Annotated in this window: 22 protein-coding genes and 1 other RNA gene; 13 read left to right on the top strand and 10 right to left on the bottom strand. The window is 49.9% G+C overall.

Translation table 11 applies throughout. From position 1 onward, the window contains the following. Positions 1 to 38: 38 nt before the first annotated feature. The 3 genes from NA389_RS01425 to NA389_RS01415 all read right to left on the bottom strand — a co-directional run bounded on the left by NA389_RS01425 (position 39) and on the right by NA389_RS01415 (position 1,702). A non-coding RNA gene (locus NA389_RS01425) (RtT sRNA) lies at positions 39 to 180 on the bottom strand. A 170-nt stretch (positions 181 to 350) separates the two neighbouring features. Continuing rightward, positions 351 to 1,193 carry a formyltetrahydrofolate deformylase gene (gene purU, locus NA389_RS01420; RefSeq protein WP_001191156.1) on the bottom strand — a complete coding sequence of 281 codons (843 nt, stop codon included), beginning with the start codon at positions 1,191 to 1,193 and terminating at the stop codon, positions 351 to 353. Positions 1,194 to 1,243: 50 nt separating this feature from the next. Next, entirely contained in the window at positions 1,244 to 1,702 is a 459-nt protein-coding gene (locus NA389_RS01415) for a YchJ family protein (RefSeq protein WP_023257667.1), read from the bottom strand. Between the two features lie 110 nt (positions 1,703 to 1,812). Between NA389_RS01415 and rssA the strand changes: the two genes are divergently transcribed. The 3 genes from rssA to galU all read left to right on the top strand — a co-directional run bounded on the left by rssA (position 1,813) and on the right by galU (position 4,933). Further along, on the top strand, positions 1,813 to 2,718 hold the full coding sequence (gene rssA, locus NA389_RS01410) for a patatin-like phospholipase RssA (RefSeq protein ID WP_001230575.1): 906 nt from the start codon (positions 1,813 to 1,815) through the stop codon (positions 2,716 to 2,718). A gap of 90 nt (positions 2,719 to 2,808) precedes the next feature. After that, positions 2,809 to 3,822 carry a two-component system response regulator RssB gene (rssB, locus tag NA389_RS01405; RefSeq protein WP_000193432.1) on the top strand — a complete coding sequence of 338 codons (1,014 nt, stop codon included), beginning with the start codon at positions 2,809 to 2,811 and terminating at the stop codon, positions 3,820 to 3,822. A gap of 202 nt (positions 3,823 to 4,024) precedes the next feature. Then, entirely contained in the window at positions 4,025 to 4,933 is a 909-nt protein-coding gene (gene galU / locus NA389_RS01400) for a UTP--glucose-1-phosphate uridylyltransferase GalU (protein ID WP_000729450.1), read from the top strand. A 131-nt stretch (positions 4,934 to 5,064) separates the two neighbouring features. Here the strand turns inward: galU and hns are convergent, their stop codons facing one another. Further along, positions 5,065 to 5,478, bottom strand: a complete 414-nt coding sequence (gene hns, locus NA389_RS01395; protein WP_001287383.1) for a histone-like nucleoid-structuring protein H-NS — start codon at positions 5,476 to 5,478, stop codon at positions 5,065 to 5,067. A 662-nt stretch (positions 5,479 to 6,140) separates the two neighbouring features. Here hns and tdk point away from each other — a divergent pair. Beyond that, a complete protein-coding gene (gene tdk / locus NA389_RS01390) occupies positions 6,141 to 6,758 on the top strand; it encodes a thymidine kinase (RefSeq protein WP_000068097.1) in 618 nt (205 codons plus the stop codon). Between the two features lie 194 nt (positions 6,759 to 6,952). Here the strand turns inward: tdk and adhE are convergent, their stop codons facing one another. Continuing rightward, the gene (gene adhE / locus NA389_RS01385; protein WP_000301679.1) at positions 6,953 to 9,631 is read right to left on the bottom strand and encodes a bifunctional acetaldehyde-CoA/alcohol dehydrogenase; all 2,679 of its coding nucleotides are present in this window, start codon (positions 9,629 to 9,631) and stop codon (positions 6,953 to 6,955) included. A 476-nt stretch (positions 9,632 to 10,107) separates the two neighbouring features. Here adhE and NA389_RS01380 point away from each other — a divergent pair, with 476 nt between their 5' ends. The 7 genes from NA389_RS01380 (at position 10,108) to NA389_RS01350 (ending at position 18,033) form a co-directional block, all read left to right on the top strand. Beyond that, positions 10,108 to 10,755: a YchE family NAAT transporter gene (locus NA389_RS01380; RefSeq protein ID WP_000615840.1), complete on the top strand. Its 648-nt coding sequence runs from the start codon at positions 10,108 to 10,110 to the stop codon at positions 10,753 to 10,755. A 776-nt stretch (positions 10,756 to 11,531) separates the two neighbouring features. Beyond that, positions 11,532 to 13,163: an oligopeptide ABC transporter substrate-binding protein OppA gene (gene oppA, locus NA389_RS01375; RefSeq protein WP_001521098.1), complete on the top strand. Its 1,632-nt coding sequence runs from the start codon at positions 11,532 to 11,534 to the stop codon at positions 13,161 to 13,163. A 122-nt stretch (positions 13,164 to 13,285) separates the two neighbouring features. After that, positions 13,286 to 14,206, top strand: a complete 921-nt coding sequence (gene oppB / locus NA389_RS01370) for an oligopeptide ABC transporter permease OppB (RefSeq protein WP_000911097.1) — start codon at positions 13,286 to 13,288, stop codon at positions 14,204 to 14,206. Positions 14,207 to 14,220: 14 nt separating this feature from the next. Beyond that, the gene (gene oppC, locus NA389_RS01365; protein ID WP_000979653.1) at positions 14,221 to 15,129 is read left to right on the top strand and encodes an oligopeptide ABC transporter permease OppC; all 909 of its coding nucleotides are present in this window, start codon (positions 14,221 to 14,223) and stop codon (positions 15,127 to 15,129) included. Between the two features lie 11 nt (positions 15,130 to 15,140). Further along, positions 15,141 to 16,148, top strand: a complete 1,008-nt coding sequence (locus tag NA389_RS01360) for an ABC transporter ATP-binding protein (protein ID WP_000058861.1) — start codon at positions 15,141 to 15,143, stop codon at positions 16,146 to 16,148. Continuing rightward, complete coding sequence (gene oppF, locus NA389_RS01355) at positions 16,145 to 17,149, top strand: murein tripeptide/oligopeptide ABC transporter ATP-binding protein OppF (RefSeq protein WP_000994697.1); 1,005 nt, start codon at positions 16,145 to 16,147, stop codon at positions 17,147 to 17,149. Before NA389_RS01360 ends, oppF begins: the two co-directional genes overlap by 4 nt. A 47-nt stretch (positions 17,150 to 17,196) precedes the next feature. Beyond that, complete coding sequence (locus NA389_RS01350) at positions 17,197 to 18,033, top strand: ion transporter (RefSeq protein WP_000059072.1); 837 nt, start codon at positions 17,197 to 17,199, stop codon at positions 18,031 to 18,033. A gap of 47 nt (positions 18,034 to 18,080) precedes the next feature. On the opposite strand, the gene NA389_RS01345 is transcribed toward NA389_RS01350, so the two are convergent. Beyond that, on the bottom strand, positions 18,081 to 18,410 hold the full coding sequence (locus tag NA389_RS01345) for an HI1450 family dsDNA-mimic protein (protein ID WP_000425070.1): 330 nt from the start codon (positions 18,408 to 18,410) through the stop codon (positions 18,081 to 18,083). 33 nt (positions 18,411 to 18,443) lie between these two features. Beyond that, positions 18,444 to 19,904, bottom strand: a complete 1,461-nt coding sequence (gene cls / locus NA389_RS01340) for a cardiolipin synthase (RefSeq protein WP_000206886.1) — start codon at positions 19,902 to 19,904, stop codon at positions 18,444 to 18,446. Between the two features lie 142 nt (positions 19,905 to 20,046). On the opposite strand from cls, the gene NA389_RS01335 reads away from it, so the two are divergent. Beyond that, on the top strand, positions 20,047 to 20,220 hold the full coding sequence (locus NA389_RS01335) for a YciY family protein (RefSeq protein WP_001531561.1): 174 nt from the start codon (positions 20,047 to 20,049) through the stop codon (positions 20,218 to 20,220). Between the two features lie 43 nt (positions 20,221 to 20,263). Here NA389_RS01335 and NA389_RS01330 read toward each other — a convergent pair whose 3' ends face one another. After that, entirely contained in the window at positions 20,264 to 20,560 is a 297-nt protein-coding gene (locus NA389_RS01330) for a YciI family protein (RefSeq protein ID WP_000967605.1), read from the bottom strand. Positions 20,561 to 20,783: 223 nt separating this feature from the next. Between NA389_RS01330 and tonB the strand changes: the two genes are divergently transcribed. Beyond that, entirely contained in the window at positions 20,784 to 21,506 is a 723-nt protein-coding gene (gene tonB, locus NA389_RS01325; RefSeq protein WP_023137495.1) for a TonB system transport protein TonB, read from the top strand. A 58-nt stretch (positions 21,507 to 21,564) separates the two neighbouring features. Here tonB and yciA read toward each other — a convergent pair whose 3' ends face one another. Together yciA and NA389_RS01315 are read right to left on the bottom strand one after the other, a co-directional pair. Further along, positions 21,565 to 21,966 (bottom strand): acyl-CoA thioester hydrolase YciA, encoded by a 402-nt coding sequence (gene yciA, locus NA389_RS01320; RefSeq protein WP_000210317.1) that lies wholly within the window; start codon positions 21,964 to 21,966, stop codon positions 21,565 to 21,567. A gap of 160 nt (positions 21,967 to 22,126) precedes the next feature. Continuing rightward, positions 22,127 to 22,666, bottom strand: a complete 540-nt coding sequence (locus NA389_RS01315; RefSeq protein WP_000808682.1) for a septation protein A — start codon at positions 22,664 to 22,666, stop codon at positions 22,127 to 22,129. Between the last annotated feature and the right edge of the window lie 24 nt (positions 22,667 to 22,690).

Below are 22,690 nucleotides of genomic sequence, written 5' to 3'. Positions count from 1 at the left end.
GAACCCCACCATGGGGTAAATTCATTATGCTGCTTGCATTCTATAGCGGGAAGGATTATTCGGAGCTAAAGCTCCTCACCCTTCGGGCCGTTGCCTGCGGCAACGTTCTCTCACTATTGCTCGAGTCGAACCTTGAAGTCGATGACGGCAGATTTGCAGTCAGCTCCCTTATGATCGCTCGGGAACCCCACCACGGGGTAATGCTTAATACTGGCCTGCTTCCTTTCGGGAAGCGGGGCGCATCATATCAAATGACACGCCGCTGTAAAGCATTCCTTTGCCTGAAATGAACTGTTTGCGTACTTTTCATCCGTAACGGATTAAAGCTAATCAATTCATATTACTGACGATTAAAGAATAATCGTCCGATTGCCGTAAACAAAGACCCGCTGCGCCAGAACCTGATACAGCGCGCGGCTTAATACGTTTTTCTCAACGTCGCGCCCGGCACGCATCATATCTTCTGCGGTGTAGGTGTGATCGACGTGAATCACGTCTTGCATAATGATTGGGCCTTCATCCAGATTATCATTCACATAGTGCGCGGTAGCGCCGATGATTTTCACGCCGCGCTCATAGGCCTGATGATAAGGGCGCGCGCCGATAAATGCCGGCAGGAATGAGTGGTGGATATTGATAATTTTGTTCGGAAAGCGCGCCACAAAACCCGGCGTCAAAACACGCATATACTTGGCCAGCACCACATAGTCCGGTTGATGAGCATCAATGGCGTCCGCCATCTTCGTGTCATGCTCTTCACGCGTTAATCCCTCATGGCTGACCAGTTCGAAAGGAATCTCAAAACGTTCAACCAGCGAGCGTAACGTTTCATGGTTGCCAATGACCGCAGCGATTTCAACATCCAGCCCGCCATAGTTGGCTTTCATCAGCAGGTCGCCCAGACAATGCGCCTCTTTGGTAACCAGAATCACAACCCGACGGCGTCCGGCGGGATTGAGTTCACGAACAGAGCCTTCCGGTAAGGCGCTGTCCAGATCGGCCAGAAGAGTGGAATCATTGAAGATGCCTTCCAGCTCGGTCCGCATAAAAAAGCGTCCGGTGCGATGGTCCACAAATTCATTGTTTTGCACAATATTAAGCTCGTGCTTATAGCAAATGTTGGTAATCCGCGCGATAAGGCCTTTTTGATCGGGACAAATAGTACGCAGAACTTTACGTTGTAGTGATTGCATTGCCGGAAAAATCCTGTTGAGAGTGTTTGTTGTATCGATACTGTCAGGCATCACTGGCCGCAGCACTTTTTAAATTTTTTGCCTGAACCGCACGGGCAGGGATCATTTCGACCCAACTGCGGGCGGGTACCGTCAATATAATACCACTGACCGTTTTCTTTGATAAAACGAGAGCGTTCGATAATCGCCCCGGTTTTCCCTTGTTCGGAAAAGCGCGCGATAAAACTAACATACCCTGTATTTTCTGCGTCTGACCAGGTATGTTCAAAAATAGTCAGGCCGAGCCACCTGGTATTGGCAAATCCGGCGATGATATCATCACGAAACGCGGCCGCATTGCAGGTTGGATGCCAGCTCTTAATTAAGTAATCTGCGTCTTTCATCACAAAAGCGCAGTAACGAGAGCGCATGAGATGTGACGGATCGGGTGCTACTCGTTCTCCGGACACAATACGACCACAACATAGGCTATACTCGTCAGCGCTACCACAGGGACAAGGCTGAGACACAATAATCTCCCTGAATATAAAAAACGGCGTTGAACGCCAGGGTGGCATTATGTTAACTGAGCAGTGGCGATGTTGCTACGTCTTGAAGCCAGGGGAAGTCGTTAAGTACGATGAGAAAAATGAAAATAGGGCTGGCGCTGGGATCTGGCGCAGCGAGAGGATGGTCTCATATTGGGGTCATCAAAGCCCTCAAGCAAACAGGCATTGATATTGATATCGTTGCGGGATGCTCAATAGGTTCACTGGTCGGCGCCGCGTATGCCTGTAATAAATTATCGGCGCTTGAACAGTGGGTATGTTCATTCCGCTACTGGGATGTTTTACGCCTGATGGATGTATCCTGGGGCAGAGGAGGGTTGCTTCGCGGCGAACGCGTATTTAATCACTATCGGGATATTATGCCCGTCACGGATTTTGACCATTGTTCAAGACGTTTTGGCGCGGTCGCGACGAATCTTAGCACGGGACGAGAGCTATGGTTTACTGAAGGCGATCTACACCTTGCCGTACGCGCGTCGTGCAGTATGCCAGGGCTGATGTCTCCGGTTGAACATAACGGTTACTGGCTGGTAGATGGCGCAGTCGTTAATCCGGTACCTGTTTCGTTAACCAGGGCGCTGGGGGCTGATATCGTTATTGCGGTAGATCTGCAACATGATGCCCACCTCATGCAGCAAGATTTGCTCTCTGTAAATGTCGGGAATATCAATGAAGAGAGCGATGATGCGCTGCCCTGGCATAAACGTTTAAAAGAACGTTTCAGTAGCCTGACTTCACGCCGTGGCGTGAGTTCGCCTGGGGCAATGGAAATCATGACAACCTCCATTCAGGTGTTGGAAAATCGTCTTAAACGTAACCGTATGGCTGGCGATCCGCCTGATATTCTCATTCAACCATTCTGTCCGCAAATCTCTACGCTGGATTTTCATCGCGCCCATGCCGCTATTGCGGCGGGTCAGTTAGCCGTAGAGAAAAAGATGGACGAACTTATACCCTTGGTGCGTACCGACGTTTAATGTACCTTTTACGATCACTTAAGCAAATTCTGACAGGCGCAAGCGGCAATACCATGCCACTATTGATTAAAGCCAGTCAGGGGAGAGAACATGACGCAGCCATTGGTCGGAAAACAGATTCTTATTGTTGAAGACGAGCCTGTATTTCGCTCGCTTCTGGATTCGTGGTTTTCCTCTTTGGGAGCGACAACGGCATTGGCAGGCGACGGGGTGGATGCCCTGGAGTTGATGGGGCGTTTTACCCCTGATCTCATGATATGTGATATCGCTATGCCGAGAATGAACGGTCTCAAACTGGTAGAAAACTTACGTAATCGCGGAGACCAGACGCCTATTCTGGTTATTTCCGCAACAGAAAATATGGCGGATATCGCCAAAGCGTTACGCCTTGGGGTTGAAGATGTCTTGCTGAAGCCGGTAAAAGATCTCAACCGCTTGCGGGAAACCGTATTCGCTTGCTTATACCCTAATATGTTTAACTCGCGGGTTGAAGAAGAAGAACGCCTGTTTCGTGACTGGGATGCAATGGTGAGTAATCCAACCGCCGCAGCGCAATTGTTGCAGGAATTGCAGCCCCCGGTACAGCAGGTGATTTCTCATTGCCGCATTAATTACCGGCAGCTCGTCTCCGCCGATCAGCCTGGACTGGTGCTGGATATTGCGCCGCTATCTGATAACGAACTGGCATTTTATTGCCTGGATGTCACCCGGGCGGGCGATAACGGCGTGTTAGCCGCATTGTTGCTGCGAGCGCTATTTAACGGCTTATTGCAGGATCAGCTCGGCCAACAAAAGCACCGTTTACCGGAGTTAGGCGCGCTATTAAAACAGGTAAATCATCTGCTCAGACAAGCCAATTTACCTGGGCAATTCCCGCTATTTGTCGGCTACTATCACAGTGAGCTCAAAAATTTGATTCTCGTCTCCGCCGGATTGAACGCCACCTTAAATACGGGCGCTCATCAGGTTCAAATTAGCAGCGGCGTGCCGCTAGGAACATTGGGTAACGCCTACCTTAACCAATTAAGCCAGCGTTGCGACTCATGGCAGTGTCAAATATGGGGCGCAGGAGGGCGTCTGCGATTGATGTTGTCTGCGGAATGACCAAACGGAAGAGTGAGCGGAAATTGCTTTACCGGCCTTTCCCGACGAGTGTTACTATCTGCGGCAGATTTATAAGTATTTGTCTTAATTATACCAATATAAGTCCTTTTTGGACCTGAGGCTTGTTCTGGTACTGATATACTGGAACACGATACAGATTAATGAACACGTTCAATACATGAACAGTCCAGGAGAATTTTAAATGGCTGCCCTTAATTCGAAAGTCAAAAAAGCCGTTATCCCGGTCGCGGGATTGGGAACCAGGATGCTGCCAGCGACCAAAGCTATCCCGAAAGAGATGCTGCCGCTGGTTGATAAGCCATTAATTCAGTACGTCGTGAACGAATGTATCGCTGCTGGCATTACTGAAATCGTGCTTGTGACGCACTCGTCTAAAAACTCTATTGAAAACCACTTTGATACCAGTTTTGAGCTGGAAGCGATGCTGGAAAAACGCGTTAAGCGTCAGCTTCTGGAGGAGGTTCAGTCTATTTGCCCTCCGCATGTCACTATTATGCAGGTACGTCAAGGGCTGGCAAAAGGCCTGGGCCATGCCGTATTGTGCGCGCATCCCGTTGTCGGAAACGAACCTGTCGCTGTTATTCTGCCAGACGTTATTCTTGACGAATATGAGTCCGACCTGTCTCAGGATAACCTGGCTGAAATGATCCGCCGTTTCGACGAAACCGGCAATAGCCAGATTATGGTTGAGCCGGTAGAAGATGTGACTGCATACGGCGTGGTAGATTGCAAAGGCGTTGAGCTGGCGCCGGGCGAAAGTGTGCCGATGGTTGGCGTGGTTGAAAAACCAAAAGCGGATGTCGCGCCGTCTAACCTTGCGATTGTTGGGCGTTATGTGTTGAGCGCGGATATCTGGGCGTTGCTGGCGAAAACCCCTCCGGGCGCCGGGGATGAAATTCAGTTGACCGATGCTATCGATATGCTGATCGAAAAAGAAACGGTTGAAGCCTACCACATGAAGGGTAAAAGCCATGACTGTGGTAATAAGTTAGGATATATGCAGGCATTCGTTGAATATGGCATCCGTCATAATTCGCTGGGTGCTGAATTTAAAGCCTGGCTTGAAGAAGAAATGGGTATTAAGAAGTAACGATACGTTATAAATTTTTTAACAGAAGCGCTGGTAAATCCGGCGCTTTTTTTATGCCTGGGGTTGTCAGCGGAGAACTCAGGCAAAAAAAATCCCGCCAGCGGCGGGATTTTAAGCATCCAGGAAGTAAATTATTCCTTGATCAGGAAATCTTCCAGTTGCTTACCTTGTTCTTCCATTGCTTTTTTGATTACAGCCGGTGTACGACCCTGGCCAGTCCAGGTTTTAGTTTCACCGTTTTCGTCAACATAGCTATATTTAGCCGGACGAGCTGCGCGTTTAGCTTTGGTGCCGGATTTAGCGGCAGCCATGCTATTCAGCAGTTCATTCGGGTCAATGCCGTCGGCAATTAACATTTCACGATACTGTTGCAGTTTACGAGTGCGTTCTTCCACTTCAGCAGCAGCAGCGCTTTCTTCTTCACGACGCTCATTAACGACAACTTCTAATTTTTCCAGCATTTCTTCAAGCGTTTCCAGAGTACATTCTCTTGCCTGCGCACGAAGAGTACGGATGTTGTTCAGAATTTTAAGTGCTTCGCTCATTGTAGTAATCTCAAACTTATATTGGGGTGGTTTGTTGAGCTAATAATAGAGCGATAAATTCAGTTGTGCAATAGCCAGGAATGTAAGGAATTCAAAATTACGCTTTATTAAGCACACGTTTTAATTATCTCAACTTAAATTTTCCTTGAGGCGACGCACAAAAAAGAGCTTATTGGCAGGGGGGATACTCATCGTCTGTCGCTAAAAATTTAGGAGTCAGGTCACATTTTATCATGATGAAATACGATCTCATTGCAGAGATATCAATCTCTTGTATTAGCTTTCCTTACAAGAAAACCCTATTACTTTGCACCGGGTATGAGTAACGGTAACAATAAGTACAAGGTTTTCATATTGGCGGGTGATGATAAGCATTGTTGATGAATTTTAACGGCATAATTTGTGAAGGAATGTGTATATGCCCTTCATACTTCAAGTTGCTTATGTGTTGGCTACGCTCGCTCACCCCAGTCACATAGTTATCTATGCTCCTGGGGACTCACTCCCTTGCCGCCTTTAAGCAACTCGAATTATTTTGGGTATAGTGAGCGATGTTTGTACAATTCTTAATACTCACCGGAGCGCGAGCCGCGCCGTCGCGTCGGTAAATTATGGTACAATCCCGCCAATCTTTATTTCACTCAGGTGAGGTCCTGCGACCAATGGCACAGCTATATTTCTACTATTCGGCAATGAATGCGGGTAAGTCGACTGCACTGCTGCAATCTTCATACAATTATCAGGAACGCGGGATGCGTACCGTCGTATATACGGCGGAAATCGACGATCGTTTCGGCGCAGGCAAAGTCAGCTCTCGTATCGGTTTGTCGTCGCCGGCAAAATTGTTTAACCAAAATACATCCTTGTTTGAAGAGATTCGTGCCGAGAGCGCGCGGCAGACAATACATTGCGTGTTAGTCGACGAAAGCCAGTTTTTGACTCGCCAGCAGGTTTATCAATTATCCGAGGTTGTCGACAAATTAGATATTCCAGTACTCTGCTATGGGCTACGAACAGACTTTCGTGGGGAGCTCTTTGTCGGCAGCCAATACTTGCTGGCATGGTCAGATAAGCTGGTGGAATTAAAAACTATCTGTTTCTGCGGTCGTAAAGCCAGTATGGTTCTGCGACTTGATCAGGACGGCAGGCCTTATAACGAAGGCGAACAGGTGGTTATTGGCGGGAATGAACGCTACGTTTCAGTTTGCCGTAAGCATTATAAGGACGCGCTGGAGGAGGGCTCACTGACGGCGATTCAGGAGCGTCATCGGCACATATGATACTGAGAAAGATCGGCTTATAAAACGCCCTGTAGCGCTTTGGAGGTCATTATTCAGGCCTCCTGACGAAGGGCGTGCCGTGAGCGCGTAGGTCAGATGGTAAGCATAGCGCCTTCAGGCATCAGATAAACAGGTAAAATAAAAAAAACGGCCTCAATTGAGGCCGTTATTGTCATGCTAAAGCAGATAACGAATTAAGCGGATTTTTTCGCTTTTTTCTCTGCTTTCGGTGTGGCAACGACGTCTTTCTTCGCTGCAACTTCACCTTCGGTGAAATCACGACCGTAGTAGGTATCCAGCAGAATCTGTTTCAGTTCGGAGATCAGCGGATAACGCGGGTTAGCGCCGGTGCACTGGTCATCGAAGGCATCTTCAGACAGTTTGTCAACGTGTGCCAGGAAGTCAGCTTCCTGTACGCCTGCTTCACGGATAGACTTAGGAATACCCAGCTCAGCTTTAATGCTTTCCAGCCATGCCAGCAGTTTTTCAATCTTAGCGGCGGTACGGTCGCCCGGCGCGCTCAGGCCCAGGTGGTCAGCAATTTCAGCGTAACGGCGGCGTGCCTGCGGACGATCGTACTGGCTGAAAGCGGTCTGCTTGGTCGGGTTGTCATTCGCGTTGTAGCGGATAACGTTACAAATCAGCAGGGCGTTCGCCAGACCGTGCGGAATGTGGAACTGAGAGCCCAGTTTGTGCGCCATGGAGTGACATACACCGAGGAAGGCGTTGGCAAACGCGATACCGGCGATAGTCGCTGCACTGTGAACACGTTCACGCGCAACCGGGTTTTTAGACCCTTCGTGGTAAGACGCCGGCAGGTTTTCTTTCAGCAGTTTCAGAGCCTGCAGAGCCTGACCGTCAGAGAACTCAGAAGCCAGTACGGAAACGTAAGCTTCCAGGGCGTGAGTCACCGCATCCAGACCACCGAACGCACACAGGGACTTCGGCATATCCATCACCAGGTTGGCGTCGACAATCGCCATATCCGGGGTCAGGGCATAGTCAGCCAGCGGATATTTCTGACCGGTTGCATCGTCGGTCACAACCGCAAACGGTGTGACTTCAGAACCGGTACCGGAAGTGGTGGTGACGGCGATCATTTTCGCTTTCACGCCCATTTTCGGGAACTTGTAGATACGTTTACGGATGTCCATAAAGCGCAGCGCCAGTTCTTCGAAGTGAGTTTCCGGATGTTCGTACATGACCCACATGATTTTCGCGGCGTCCATCGGGGAACCGCCGCCCAGCGCGATGATCACGTCTGGTTTGAAAGAGTTAGCCAGCTCAGCGCCTTTGCGAACAACGGAAAGCGTCGGGTCGGCTTCAACTTCGAAGAAGACTTCGGTTTCAACGCCAGCCGCTTTCAGCACAGAGGTGATCTGGTCTGCATAGCCGTTGTTGAACAGGAAGCGGTCAGTCACGATGAGCGCACGTTTGTGGCCATCAGTAATCACTTCATCCAGCGCGATGGGCAGAGAGCCACGGCGGAAGTAGATAGATTTCGGAAGTTTGTGCCACAACATGTTTTCAGCTCGCTTAGCAACGGTTTTCTTGTTGATCAGGTGTTTCGGACCAACGTTTTCAGAGATGGAGTTACCACCCCAGGAACCACAACCCAACGTCAGGGAAGGTGCGAGTTTGAAGTTGTACAGATCACCGATACCACCCTGAGAGGCCGGGGTGTTGATCAGGATACGCGCAGTTTTCATCATCTGACCGAAGTAAGCAACGCGTTCTGGCTGGTTATCCTGGTCAGTGTACAGGCAGGAGGTGTGACCGATACCGCCCATAGCGACCAGTTTTTCTGCTTTTTCTACCGCTTCTTCGAAATCTTTCGCACGATACATCGCCAGAGTCGGAGACAGTTTTTCGTGTGCGAACGGTTCGCTTTCATCAACGACTGTAACTTCACCGATCAGAATCTTGGTGGTTTCTGGTACGGAGAAGCCTGCCAGTTCAGCGATTTTGTAGGCTGGCTGACCGACGATAGCGGCGTTCAGAGCGCCATTTTTCAGGATAACGTTTTGAACCGCTTTCAGCTCCTGGCCCTGCAGCATGTAGCCGCCGTGGCTGGCGAAACGTTCGCGAACGGCATCATAGACGGAATCAACAACGACAACAGACTGTTCAGAAGCACAGATTACGCCGTTATCGAAGGTTTTAGACATCAGAACAGACGCCACAGCGCGTTTGATATCAGCGGTTTCATCAATGACAACCGGGGTGTTGCCTGCGCCTACGCCGATAGCAGGTTTACCGGAGCTGTATGCTGCTTTAACCATGCCTGGACCGCCCGTCGCAAGGATCAGGTTAATATCCGGGTGGTGCATCAGCGCATTAGACAGTTCTACGGAAGGTTGATCGATCCAGCCAATCAGATCTTTCGGCGCGCCGGCAGCGATAGCCGCTTGCAGAACGATGTCTGCCGCTTTGTTGGTTGCTTCTTTAGCGCGCGGATGCGGAGAAAAGATGATGGCGTTACGGGTCTTCAGGCTAATCAGCGATTTGAAGATCGCGGTAGAGGTCGGGTTAGTGGTTGGAACGATACCGCAAATAATGCCGATAGGTTCAGCAATGGTGATGGTCCCGAAGGTGTCGTCTTCAGACAGCACGCCGCAGGTTTTTTCATCTTTATAGGCATTGTAAATATATTCAGAAGCGAAGTGGTTTTTAATCACTTTGTCTTCCACGATACCCATACCGGATTCGGCGACGGCCATTTTGGCCAGCGGAATGCGGGCATCAGCGGCTGCCAGAGCGGCGGCGCGGAAGATTTTGTCGACCTGTTCTTGAGTGAAACTGGCATATTCACGCTGGGCTTTTTTTACACGCTCTACGAGTGCGTTAAGTTCAGCGACATTAGTAACAGCCATAATGCTCTCCTGATAATGTTAAACTTTTTTAGTAAATCATCTGCGCGATACGTGAGTATAGACAGATCGACGATACTTTGTATAAATGCCTGAAATTCAGGTGGTTACTTAACGTCCGTTTCGCTCTGATTTACTAAAAGAGCTTCTGCGTTAGTATCATTTAACTCTAACGCGTTACGTCCAGGTGGCGTAAGCAAGATTACTCACTTCTGAGTAGCGATTGTGTGATCTAAATCAAGATTACGCAAAGCTGACACCTTTCAGCAGGCCATTTTAGCCTTTTATGTAAATTGTTAAGAAATCGTTGTCATGAAGAGTGAGTGGATTAGCATAACGAGTACATATAAATAACAGCGATGAATGGATGAAATTAGGTGTAGATAAGAGGTGAACTATGCGAATAAAAGGCGTATCTTCTGCGCGTTTTGATCATTAACGAACATTGACTTCATCCGGCTAACGCTTCGGAGCTAACCGTGATTCAACCGCTTTTTGATTTTCCTGTTTACTTTAAGTTTTTTATCGGGCTCTTTGCGCTGGTTAACCCGGTGGGGATTATCCCCGTTTTCATCAGCATGACCAGCTACCAGACGGCCACGGCGCGTAATAAAACTAACCTCACCGCGAATCTGTCGGTTGCGATTATCTTGTGGAGTTCCTTATTCCTCGGCGATGGCATCCTGCAGCTGTTTGGTATTTCTATTGACTCGTTCAGAATTGCGGGCGGTATCCTGGTTGTCACCATTGCAATGTCGATGATCAGCGGGAAGCTGGGGGAAGATAAACAAAACAAGCAAGAAAAGTCAGAGACGGCCATACGCGAGAGCATTGGCGTTGTGCCGTTAGCGCTGCCGTTAATGGCGGGGCCAGGGGCGATTAGCTCCACTATCGTCTGGGGGACGCGTTATCACAGTATCGCGCATTTGCTTGGTTTTTCAGTTGCTATTGCGCTTTTTGCGCTTTGCTGCTGGGGCGTGTTCCGTATGGCGCCGTGGCTGGTTCGTTTGCTGGGGCAAACCGGTATCAACGTTATTACCCGAATCATGGGGTTGTTGTTAATGGCGCTCGGCATCGAATTTATTGTCACAGGAATAAAAGGCATTTTCCCCGGCTTGCTCAACTAAACTCCCACCTGTTGATTTACAGGCGGTGCCCTAAGGGAGCCGCCTTGTGACATTTCCAGTGACATTCCCACGTAACACTTCTTACTTTGATAAGCATTCAGCGTTTTAATGATAAAAAATACTAATATAATCTAACGATATTTATTTTTATTAATCAAACTATTATCAACATTACTGAGTCCGTGAGAAGCGGTAGGTCTGTTATTTTATTCACACCATACTCTGGGGCTTGATGAAGGATTATTGAAATGTTATTAGTTGTTTCAGCTCCATCGTAGATGAATGTGCTAAATAATGAGTATTTGTTAAATTTGTGTGTGTTTTCTGGCGCAGGTATATCCTACGATGTGACAGCGAGGTGGTTTTCTTTCAAGTTATTGATTATAAATAATAAATTAAAGCTTTTTAACATTCTTTAACTGTTTTTCTGGGCAGGAAATTTTCCATAAAAGAGAATTGGTTAACAAAATTGTAAAATGAATTGGCGGTTCAGAAACGCATTTGATACTTTTCGGCCAAACATTTTGCAGAAGATTTCACATTGTTGATAACTATTTTCATTTACATGGTTGTCAGAAATAACGTGCGACGTGGGCAGGTACGTCGTATACCGAATCGACGAAAGGCGATCGAACGAATCGTCAGAATAAATAAAGTCGGTGATAGCAAAAGCAGTGACAGACCTGGCAGTACACCACCAGTGCTGTACAGGAGCCCTGACGGGATTAAACAGGCTGGTAAAAACCAGTAATTATAATGAGTGGAGTACAAACACAATGTCTAACATCACGAAAAAAAGTTTGATTGCAGCGGGAATACTCACTGCGCTCATCGCCGCCAGCGCCGCGACTGCGGCAGACGTGCCCGCCGGTGTTCAGTTAGCCGACAAGCAAACGTTGGTACGTAATAATGGATCAGAAGTGCAGTCTCTCGACCCGCATAAAATTGAAGGCGTGCCGGAATCGAACGTCAGCCGTGACCTCTTTGAAGGCTTATTAATTAGTGATGTCGAGGGGCATCCTTCACCGGGCGTCGCGGAAAAATGGGAAAATAAAGATTTTAAAGTCTGGACATTCCATCTACGTGAAAATGCGAAATGGTCAGATGGTACGCCTGTCACCGCCCATGATTTCGTTTATAGCTGGCAACGCCTGGCCGATCCTAATACGGCATCGCCGTACGCCAGCTATCTGCAATACGGTCATATCGCTAATATCGATGACATTATCGCCGGTAAAAAACCCGCCACCGATCTGGGGGTAAAAGCGCTTGATGATCACACCTTTGAAGTGACCTTAAGTGAGCCGGTGCCTTATTTCTACAAATTGTTGGTCCACCCTTCAGTGTCTCCTGTACCGAAATCAGCGGTCGAAAAATTTGGCGATAAATGGACGCAACCAGCCAATATTGTCACTAACGGCGCTTATAAGTTAAAAAACTGGGTGGTGAACGAACGTATCGTGCTGGAGCGTAACCCGCAATACTGGGATAACGCCAAAACCGTCATCAATCAGGTAACTTATTTGCCTATCTCTTCGGAGGTGACGGATGTGAACCGCTACCGCAGCGGCGAGATCGATATGACTTATAACAATATGCCGATCGAATTATTCCAGAAACTGAAAAAAGAGATCCCGAATGAAGTCCGCGTAGACCCTTATTTGTGTACCTATTATTACGAAATTAATAATCAAAAAGCGCCGTTTAACGATGTCCGCGTGCGTACCGCGCTGAAACTGGCGTTAGATCGCGACATTATTGTTAATAAGGTTAAAAATCAGGGCGATTTACCCGCTTATAGCTACACGCCGCCGTATACCGATGGCGCAAAACTGGTAGAGCCTGAGTGGTTCAAATGGTCCCAGCAAAAGCGTAATGAAGAAGCGAAGAAATTGTTGGCTGAAGCCGGCTTTACGGCGGATAAGCCCTTAACATTCGACCTGCTGTATAACACCTCCGATCTGCATAAAAAACTGGCCATTGCCGTGGCGTCTATCTGGAAGAAAAATCTGGGTGTCAATGTGAATCTGGAGAATCAGGAATGGAAAACCTTCCTGGATACCCGTCATCAGGGCACCTTTGATGTCGCCAGAGCCGGGTGGTGCGCAGATTATAATGAACCGACCTCGTTCCTGAATACCATGTTGTCCGACAGTTCAAATAACACCGCGCATTATAAGAGCCCGGCGTTTGATAAGCTGATTGCCGACACGCTGAAAGTGGCGGACGATACGCAGCGCAGCGAACTCTACGCTAAAGCGGAGCAGCAGTTAGATAAAGACTCGGCTATTGTGCCGGTGTATTACTACGTTAACGCGCGCCTGGTGAAACCCTGGGTGGGCGGGTATACCGGTAAAGACCCGCTGGATAATATTTATGTGAAAAACTTATATATTATCAAACATTAATGGCAAGACATGGGACAACTGCGGTTGTCCCATGGTGTCTTTTTTCATCGCACTATAACGTTCCCTGGCGGATCTGTTTGTCACGTCCGGGAAGTAAAGGCACAGGCCAGAAGGTACGGGCAATGTTGAAATTTATTTTACGCCGCTGTCTGGAAGCGATTCCGACGCTGTTTATTCTTATTACCATCTCTTTCTTTATGATGCGCCTCGCGCCGGGTAGCCCTTTTACCGGCGAGCGCGCATTGCCGCCGGAAGTGCTGGCCAATATTGAAGCAAAATATCATCTGAACGATCCCATCATGACGCAGTACTTCAGCTACCTGAAGCAGCTGGCGCATGGCGATTTTGGACCATCGTTTAAATACAAAGATTACACGGTCAACGATCTGGTTGCCGCCAGCTTCCCCGTTTCGGCGAAACTTGGCGCCGCCGCTTTTTTACTGGCGGTCATTATTGGTGTCAGCGCTGGCGTGATTGCCGCGTTAAAGCAAAATACGCGATGGGATTATACGGTGATGGGATTTGCCATGACCGGCGTCGTTATCCCCAGTTTTGTGGTAGCGCCGCTACTGGTGATGGTCTTTGCGATAACCTTGCAATGGCTGCCTGGCGGCGGCTGGAACGGCGGGGCGTTAAAATTTATGATCCTGCCGATGGTCGCGCTTTCACTGGCCTATATTGCCAGCATCGCTCGTATTACGCGCGGCTCAATGATTGAAGTTCTGCATTCGAACTTTATTCGTACCGCGCGGGCAAAAGGATTACCGATGCGCAGAATCATCTTCCGCCATGCGTTAAAACCTGCGCTGCTGCCGGTTTTATCCTATATGGGGCCAGCCTTTGTCGGCATTATTACCGGCTCAATGGTGATTGAAACTATTTATGGCTTACCGGGCATTGGGCAGCTTTTCGTTAATGGCGCGCTCAACCGCGATTACTCGCTGGTGTTAAGTTTGACCATTTTAGTCGGGGCTCTGACCATATTGTTTAACGCCATTGTCGATGTGCTCTATGCCGTTATCGACCCGAAAATTCGCTATTGATACTGGAGCTCGCGATGATGTTAAGTAAGAAAAACAGCGAGACGCTGGAAAATTTCAGTGAAAAGCTGGAGGTGGAAGGTCGCAGCCTTTGGCAAGATGCCCGTCGGCGCTTTATGCATAACCGTGCGGCGGTGGCCAGTCTTATTGTCCTGTTTCTGATAGCCTTATTCGTGACAGTGGCTCCTATGCTGTCGCAATTTACCTATTTCGATACCGACTGGGGCATGATGTCCAGCGCGCCGGATATGGCGTCCGGTCACTATTTCGGCACTGACTCTTCCGGGCGCGATCTGTTGGTGCGCGTTGCCATCGGCGGGCGTATCTCATTGATGGTCGGGATTGCCGCCGCGCTGGTGGCGGTCATTGTTGGAACGCTGTATGGCTCGCTGTCCGGCTATCTGGGCGGCAAAATTGATTCTGTGATGATGCGGTTGTTGGAGATCCTCAACTCGTTCCCGTTTATGTTCTTTGTGATTTTGCTGGTGACGTTTTTTGGGCAGAACATTCTGTTGATTTTCGTCGCCATCGGCATGGTCTCCTGGCTTGATATGGCGCGTATCGTGCGTGGCCAAACCCTAAGTCTTAAACGTAAAGAGTTCATCGAAGCCGCGCAGGTGGGTGGTGTGTCGACCGCCAGCATTGTGATCCGCCATATTGTGCCTAACGTCCTGGGCGTAGTGGTAGTGTATGCATCGTTGCTGGTGCCCAGCATGATTCTGTTTGAGTCTTTCCTCAGTTTCCTGGGGCTTGGGACGCAGGAACCGTTAAGCAGTTGGGGAGCGTTGTTGAGCGATGGCGCAAATTCAATGGAAGTCTCACCGTGGCTGCTGCTGTTTCCGGCTGGCTTTCTCGTGGTGACGTTATTCTGTTTTAACTTTATTGGCGATGGCCTGCGTGATGCCCTCGACCCGAAAGATCGTTAAGGAGTACAGCCATGAGCTTATCAGAAACCGCAACTCAGGCGCCGCAATCGGCGAATGTACTGCTGGAGGTAAACGATCTTCGTGTTACGTTCGCTACGCCTGATGGTGATGTGACGGCGGTCAACGATCTGAACTTTACGCTTCGCGCTGGAGAAACGTTAGGTATTGTTGGCGAGTCTGGATCGGGGAAATCGCAAACGGCGTTCGCATTAATGGGACTGCTGGCGACGAATGGTCGAATCGGCGGTTCCGCGACCTTTAACGGACGTGAAATTCTTAATTTACCTGAGCGCGAACTGAATACGCTGCGCGCAGAACAGATTTCGATGATTTTTCAGGACCCGATGACCTCGCTAAATCCTTATATGCGCGTTGGGGAGCAGTTAATGGAAGTCCTGATGCTGCATAAAGGGATGAGCAAAGCGGAAGCTTTTGAAGAGTCCGTCAGAATGCTGGATGCCGTAAAAATGCCGGAAGCGCGCAAACGGATGAAAATGTACCCGCACGAATTTTCCGGCGGAATGCGTCAACGTGTGATGATTGCGATGGCGCTGTTGTGCAGGCCGAAACTGCTTATTGCCGATGAGCCTACCACCGCGCTTGATGTTACCGTGCAGGCGCAGATTATGACCTTGCTTAATGAGCTAAAGCGCGAATTTAATACCGCCATTATCATGATTACCCACGATCTGGGTGTGGTCGCGGGTATTTGCGATAAGGTCCTGGTAATGTATGCCGGGCGTACCATGGAATACGGTAAGGCGCGCGATGTCTTTTATCAGCCCGTTCATCCGTATTCGATAGGCCTGCTTAATGCGGTGCCGCGTCTGGATAGCGAGGGGGCGGAAATGCTGACGATTCCGGGCAATCCTCCCAATTTATTGCGTTTGCCTAAAGGTTGTCCGTTCCAGCCGCGTTGTCCTCATGCGATGGAGATCTGCAATAATGCGCCGCCACTTGAAGCGTTCAGTCCTGGTCGCTTGCGCGCCTGTTTTAAACCGGTGGAGGAACTGCTATGAATGCTGTGATTGAACAACGTAAAGTTCTCCTCGAAATCGCCGATCTGAAAGTACATTTTGATATCAAAGAAGGGAAGCAGTGGTTCTGGCAACCGCCGAAAACTCTGAAAGCGGTGGACGGCGTTACGCTACGCCTGTATGAAGGCGAAACGCTGGGCGTGGTGGGGGAATCCGGCTGCGGCAAGTCGACGTTTGCGCGCGCCATTATTGGTCTGGTGAAGGCGACGGACGGTAAAGTCGCCTGGCTGGGAAAAGATCTGCTGGGCATGAAAGCGGATGAGTGGCGCGAAGTGCGCAGCGATATCCAGATGATTTTCCAGGACCCGCTGGCGTCACTCAACCCGCGAATGACGATTGGCGAAATTATCGCTGAACCGCTGCGCACTTATCATCCTAAACTTTCGCGCCAGGACGTGCGTGACCGCGTGAAAGCCATGATGCTGAAAGTGGGGCTGCTGCCGAATCTCATTAACCGTTATCCCCATGAATTTTCCGGGGGGCAGTGCCAGCGCATCGGTATCGCCCGGGCGTTGATCCTGGAACCTAAGCTTATTATTTGCGATGAGCCGGTGTCGGCGCTGGACGTTTCTATTCAGGCGCAGGTGGTGAATTTGCTCCAGCAGTTACAGCGAGAGATGGGGCTGTCGTTGATTTTTATTGCGCACGATCTGGCGGTCGTAAAGCACATATCCGATCGTGTCCTGGTGATGTATCTCGGTCATGCGGTAGAATTGGGCACCTATGATGAGGTGTACCATAACCCACTGCATCCTTATACCAAAGCGCTGATGTCGGCGGTACCGATTCCCGATCCCGATCTGGAGCGAAATAAGAAGATACAATTGCTGGAGGGCGAATTACCTTCGCCCATTAACCCACCTTCCGGCTGCGTGTTCCGTACACGCTGTCCGCTAGCCGGGCCAGAATGCGCGCTAACGCGACCGGTGCTGGAAGGGAGTTTTCGCCATGCCGTTTCCTGCCTTAAAGTAGACCCGTTATAATCGCAAGGGCTGACAATTCGTCAGCCCTTCTTTTAGGTGAGGTTACCGTGTCACTTTCTTTGTCGTCGGTTCGCCGTCGTCTTTATCATAATCTGTTCGATTTGACTACGCGCTCAGGTCGCCGTTTTGAAGGGTTATGCGCGCTGTTTGCGCTGCTTAGCGTACTGGTCATTTTTGTTGAATCAGGCGTAGGAACGGAATATCACCTGACATTTGATGAATGGCATATTTTTGTCTGGCTGGAGCTCTGCGTTACCCTGATATTTACCGGTGAATACTTGCTCAGACTGTTTAGCTGGCCCGACCCGACAAAATACGTTTTTAGTTTTTGGGGATTTATTGATCTGGTGACGATTTTGCCGCTGTACGTCATGTGGCTGTGGCCGGAAATTAGCCTGAACTATATGTTTGCCTGGCGTGCTATGCGAGCGATTCGCGTGCTGCGTATTCTTAAACTGCTACGCTTTATGCCATCTCTGCGCGTATTCTGGAGCGCCATTATTAGCGCGCGTCATCAGCTTATTCTGTTCTATTCATTTATTGCGATCGTGATGATTATTTTCGGTGCCCTGATGTATCTTATTGAAGGACCGAAATATGGCTTCACGACGCTTAATGCCTCGGTGTATTGGGCGATAGTGACAGTCACAACCGTGGGGTACGGTGATATTACGCCGCATACGCCGCTGGGACGTATTGTCGCGTCGATGCTTATTTTGATTGGTTATTCGGTGATTGCGATTCCCACAGGACTGATTACCACGCACATGAGCAGCGCGTTTCAAAAACGTCACTGGCAGCGAAAATGTCCGCAGTGCCAGCAAAGCCAGCATGAACATAGCGCGCAATATTGTAACCGATGCGGCAGTAAGCTACCGGATTAAACAGGCTTGCCGGAGGGCGCAATCAAACGCCATCCGGCCTGAACCGCTTATTCGCGCCAGAGAATATGGCACAGCTTGTGGTCCTTTTCCCGGCACAGCAGAACGCGGGCAAAAATGTCGTTAATTTCGCCGTCTTCGGTATCCGCCAGGCCAATCACCACCTCGGCAAAAAAGTCTGGATTCAGGTCAAAATCGACGTGCTCTTGCCAGTCTTCAGCGGGATCAAACAACTCCGCGCCACCGCGCTCCTCGAATTGCAAATTGAACAGAATGATATCAGCCGGATCAAGATTATCCGCCGCCAGCTCAAGAAAAATATCGTAAGCCTGCTCAAGCGTTTCGTCTTCAGTCAGGCGATTGTTCAGATCCATTTCCATAGTGACTACCTGTTTACTCATGTTGGTCACGTTTTACAACAATGGACTAAAGAAGTAAAACAATCGCTCGGTAATACGCTGCCATAACGGACGTTTTACCCACAAACGCGCATCTAACAGGCGGGAGCGCGAAATATAATCGTCCTGTACCGCAGCCAGATCGGCGCCGAAACCCGTATCATCAATGACCAGCGTAATCTCGAAATTAAGCCACAGGCTACGCATGTCGAGATTCACGGTACCGACCAGGCTCAGTTCGCCATCGACCAGTACGCTTTTGGTATGCAACAGCCCGCCTTCGAACTGATAGATTTTCACGCCCGCCGCCAGTAACTCGCTGAAAAAGGCGCGACTGGCCCAGCCGACGAGCAGTGAATCATTTTTACGGGGCAGGATAATACTGACATCCACGCCGCGCTGCGCAGCGGTACAAATGGCGTGCAGCAGATCGTCGCTGGGGACGAAATATGGCGTGGTCATAATTAAATATTCGCGCGCAGCATAGGTGGCGGTTAATAGTGCCTGGTGAATGAGATCCTCCGGAAAACCAGGACCGGAAGCAATGGTATGAATGGTATGCCCGCTGGCCTGCTCAAACGGCATAATATTCACATCCGGCGGGGGAGGCAGAATGCGTTTACCCGTCTCAATTTCCCAATCGCAGGAGTAAACAATCCCCATTGCTGTCGCCACGGGGCCCTCCATCCGCGCCATTAAATCGACCCATTGCCCAACGCCGGCATCCTGTTTGAAAAAACGCGGGTCCACCATATTCATACTGCCGGTATAGGCGATGTAATTGTCAATCATCACCATTTTACGGTGCTGGCGAAGATCCATACGGCGTAAAAAGACGCGCATCAGATTCACCTTCAGCGCCTCTACGACTTCAATGCCAGCGTTACGCATCATGGCCGCCCAGGGGCTGCGGAAGAAAGCGACGCTACCCGCGGAATCCAGCATAAGCCGGCAGTGGATGCCACGGCGGGCGGCGGCCATTAACGATTCAGCGACCTGATCCGCCATGCCGCCTGGCTGCCAGATGTAAAACACCATTTCGATATTATGCCGCGCCAGTTGGATATCGCGAATAAGCGCCTGCATGACATCATCGGAGTCGGTAAGCAATTGCAACTGGTTGCCTTTGACGCCCGCAATCCCCTGACGTCGTTCGCACAGCTTAAACAAGGACGATGCGACGCTACTGTTTTCTTGCGCGAAAATGTGTTTGCAGGCTTTGAGGTCATTCAACCATTTGGCGGTAGACGGCCACATGGCACGGGCACGCTCGGCGCGACGTTTGCCTAAATGCAATTCGCCCACGGACAAATAGGCGATGATCCCGACCAGCGGAAGGATATAGATGATTAATAACCAGGCCATTGCGGAGGGAACTGCGCGCCGTTTCATTAGAATACGTAATGTGACGCCGGCAATGAGAACCCAGTATCCCAAAATGACCAGCCAACTCACCACGGTGTAGAAGGTTGTCATAACTTTAAAAATCCTTTAGAAAGCGTGTTGTTAAGAGTTTACGCGTCAGGATTCACATGGCAAATAAAAACACGGGAAAAGCGCTGGTCTGCATCCGGCGAGGGGGTATAATGGCGCTTCTGTTACAGTGAGAGTCGTAAACATGAAGCGTAGTAGAACGGAAGTGGGGCGCTGGCGAATGCTACGTCAGGCGAGCCGCCGTAAAGCGCGTTGGCTTGAAGGGCAATCACGCCGTAATATGCGTATCCATACCATCAGGAAATGCATCTTTAATCGTCAGCGTAATTCATTACTCTTTGCGATTCACGGTGTGTGAGCCAGAAAGGGCACCGTATGCGGTGCCCAACAGGCCATCCTTTTCAAAAGATCTTCTTATATGGTTTGACCGAAACCTGCGCATAGACGCCCGCTGCGACGTAGGGGTCCGCATCAGCCCAGGATTGCGCCGCTTCTAAAGATTCAAATTCAGCGATCACCGTTGACCCGGTAAATCCGGCTACCCCAGGATCGTTACTGTCCACTGCGGGCATCGGCCCGGCAGTTAATAATCGCCCTTCATCATGCAGAAGTTGCAGGCGCGCCAGATGCGCGGGCCGTACCGAGAGGCGTTTTTCAAGCGAGTTGGCATTATCCTGAGCGTAAATAACATACAGCACGGGTAGAGCTCCTTAATCGGTAAAAGTTGCTGATTACGTTATTGGAAAGGGCATTTAACTGCAATGTAAAGATACCGACTTTGTTAAACATGCACATTTTGTGTGGTGTTTTTGTGCGATATCATCTTTTAAATGCCGCTATCAGCAATGCCTTATTGAATATGATTGCTATTTGCATTTAAAATTCAGCTCTGGTTTTTCAACTGAAACGATTATGACTTCAATGACCCTTGATTTACCTCGTCGCTTTCCCTGGCCGACACTCCTTTCCGTAGGCATTCATGGTGCTGTAGTGGCGGGTTTGCTCTATACCTCGGTACATCAGGTTATTGAATTGCCTGCGCCAGCGCAGCCTATCACGGTGACAATGGTTTCACCCGCCGACCTGGAGCCGCCCCAGGCGGTTCAGCCGCCGCCGGAGCCGGTGGTTGAACCCGAACCGGAGCCAGAGCCGATCCCTGAACCGCCTAAAGAAGCGCCCGTGGTGATTGAGAAACCCAAACCTAAGCCAAAACCCAAGCCGAAACCGAAACCGGTGAAAAAGGTTGAAGAGCAGCCGAAGCGCGAAGTCAAACCGGCCGAGCCGCGTCCTGCCTCACCGTTTGAAAATAGCGCCCCGGCGCGGCCAACAAGCAGCACCGCGTCGGCGACCAGCAAGCCGGCGGTGAGCGTGCCCACTGGACCTCGCGCTCTGAGCCGTAACCAGCCGCAGTATCCGGCGCGAGCACAGGCGTTACGTATTGAAGGCCGCGTAAAGGTGAAGTTTGACGTGACCTCTGCTGGGCGAGTGGAAAATGTACAGATTCTGTCCGCGCAGCCGGCCAATATGTTTGAGCGTGAAGTTAAGAATGCGATGCGCAAATGGCGCTATGAAGCAGGCAAGCCGGGGTCCGGGCTGGTGGTCAATATTATCTTCCGTCTGAACGGTACGGCGCAGATTGAGTAACTCTGGCGCCGCCAGTAGGAATATTACCATCACCTGCTGGCGGCGTAAGCGGGTATACTTAACCCTGAACCGGGAGCGGGCGAGGTTTACCGTCCGGATCGACGGCAACATAAATAAACAGCGCCTCGGTGGCCTTGTAGCGCTGTCCAATCGGTTCTGACGCGACTTTTTTTACCCAGACTTCAATATTGATGCTAATAGACGTCGTACCGCGTTTAACGCAGCGCGCGTAGCAGCATACGACATCGCCAACCGCGACGGGGCGCAGAAATGTCATTCCTTCCACGCGTACGGTTACAACCCGACCGTGCGCGATCTCTTTGGCCAGTATCGCGCCGCCAATATCCATTTGCGACATCAGCCAGCCGCCAAAAATATCGCCGTTCGCATTGGTATCGGCAGGCATGGCCAATGTACGTAAAACCAGCTCGCCCTGAGGAGTATTATCCATTGTTGTCATTGTAAAACCGACTATCAGAAAAAATTACAGCCGCGATGCTACTATGAATTTTGTGTGGAGAATAGAGGGAATAAAGGTACTGACGGGAAAGCGCAGGGCGTAAAGGCGGAGAAAATATCGCCAGGCGTTCGCAGTCTGGCGATGATAAGTCACGGGAGGGTTATGATTTATCTTCCTGTGGCAGATGCCGGTAGATATAGACGCCGCTCAGCAGGGTAAAAATGAGCGTCAGCGCCGTGAGTCCGAAGACCTTAAAGTTAACCCAGATATTTTGCGGCAACCAGAAGGCGATATAAATGTTAGCCAGACCGCACGCAATAAAAAACAGCGCCCACGCCAGGTTCAGCTTTGACCAGACCTGCTGCGGCAACGCCAGTTCTTTACCTAACATACGTTGGATTAACGGTTTTTTCATCACCCACTGGCTTATTAACAGCGCGCCGGCGAACAGCGCATAAATAACCGTCACCTTCCATTTAATAAATTCATCGTTATGGAAGAAGAGCGTCAGACCGCCGAAGACGGCAACCAGAACAAAGGTAATCAGCGCCATCTTCTCTATTTTCCGATAACGCACCCAGCTATAAATCAGCACGATTGCCGTCGCGACAATCAGTGCGGAGGTCGCCGCATAGATGTCATAAAGTTTATAAAACGCAAAAAAGACAACCAGCGGTAAAAAATCCAGAAACTGCTTCATTCTTCGATTCCATCATCAACGAGC

Origin of the sequence: Salmonella sp. NW645 (genome assembly GCF_051703725.1) — a bacterium.
GTDB classification, from domain to species: domain Bacteria; phylum Pseudomonadota; class Gammaproteobacteria; order Enterobacterales; family Enterobacteriaceae; genus Salmonella; species Salmonella enterica.
Note: the sequence above shows the minus strand (reverse complement) of the source record. Positions and strands in the feature narration are given on the sequence as shown.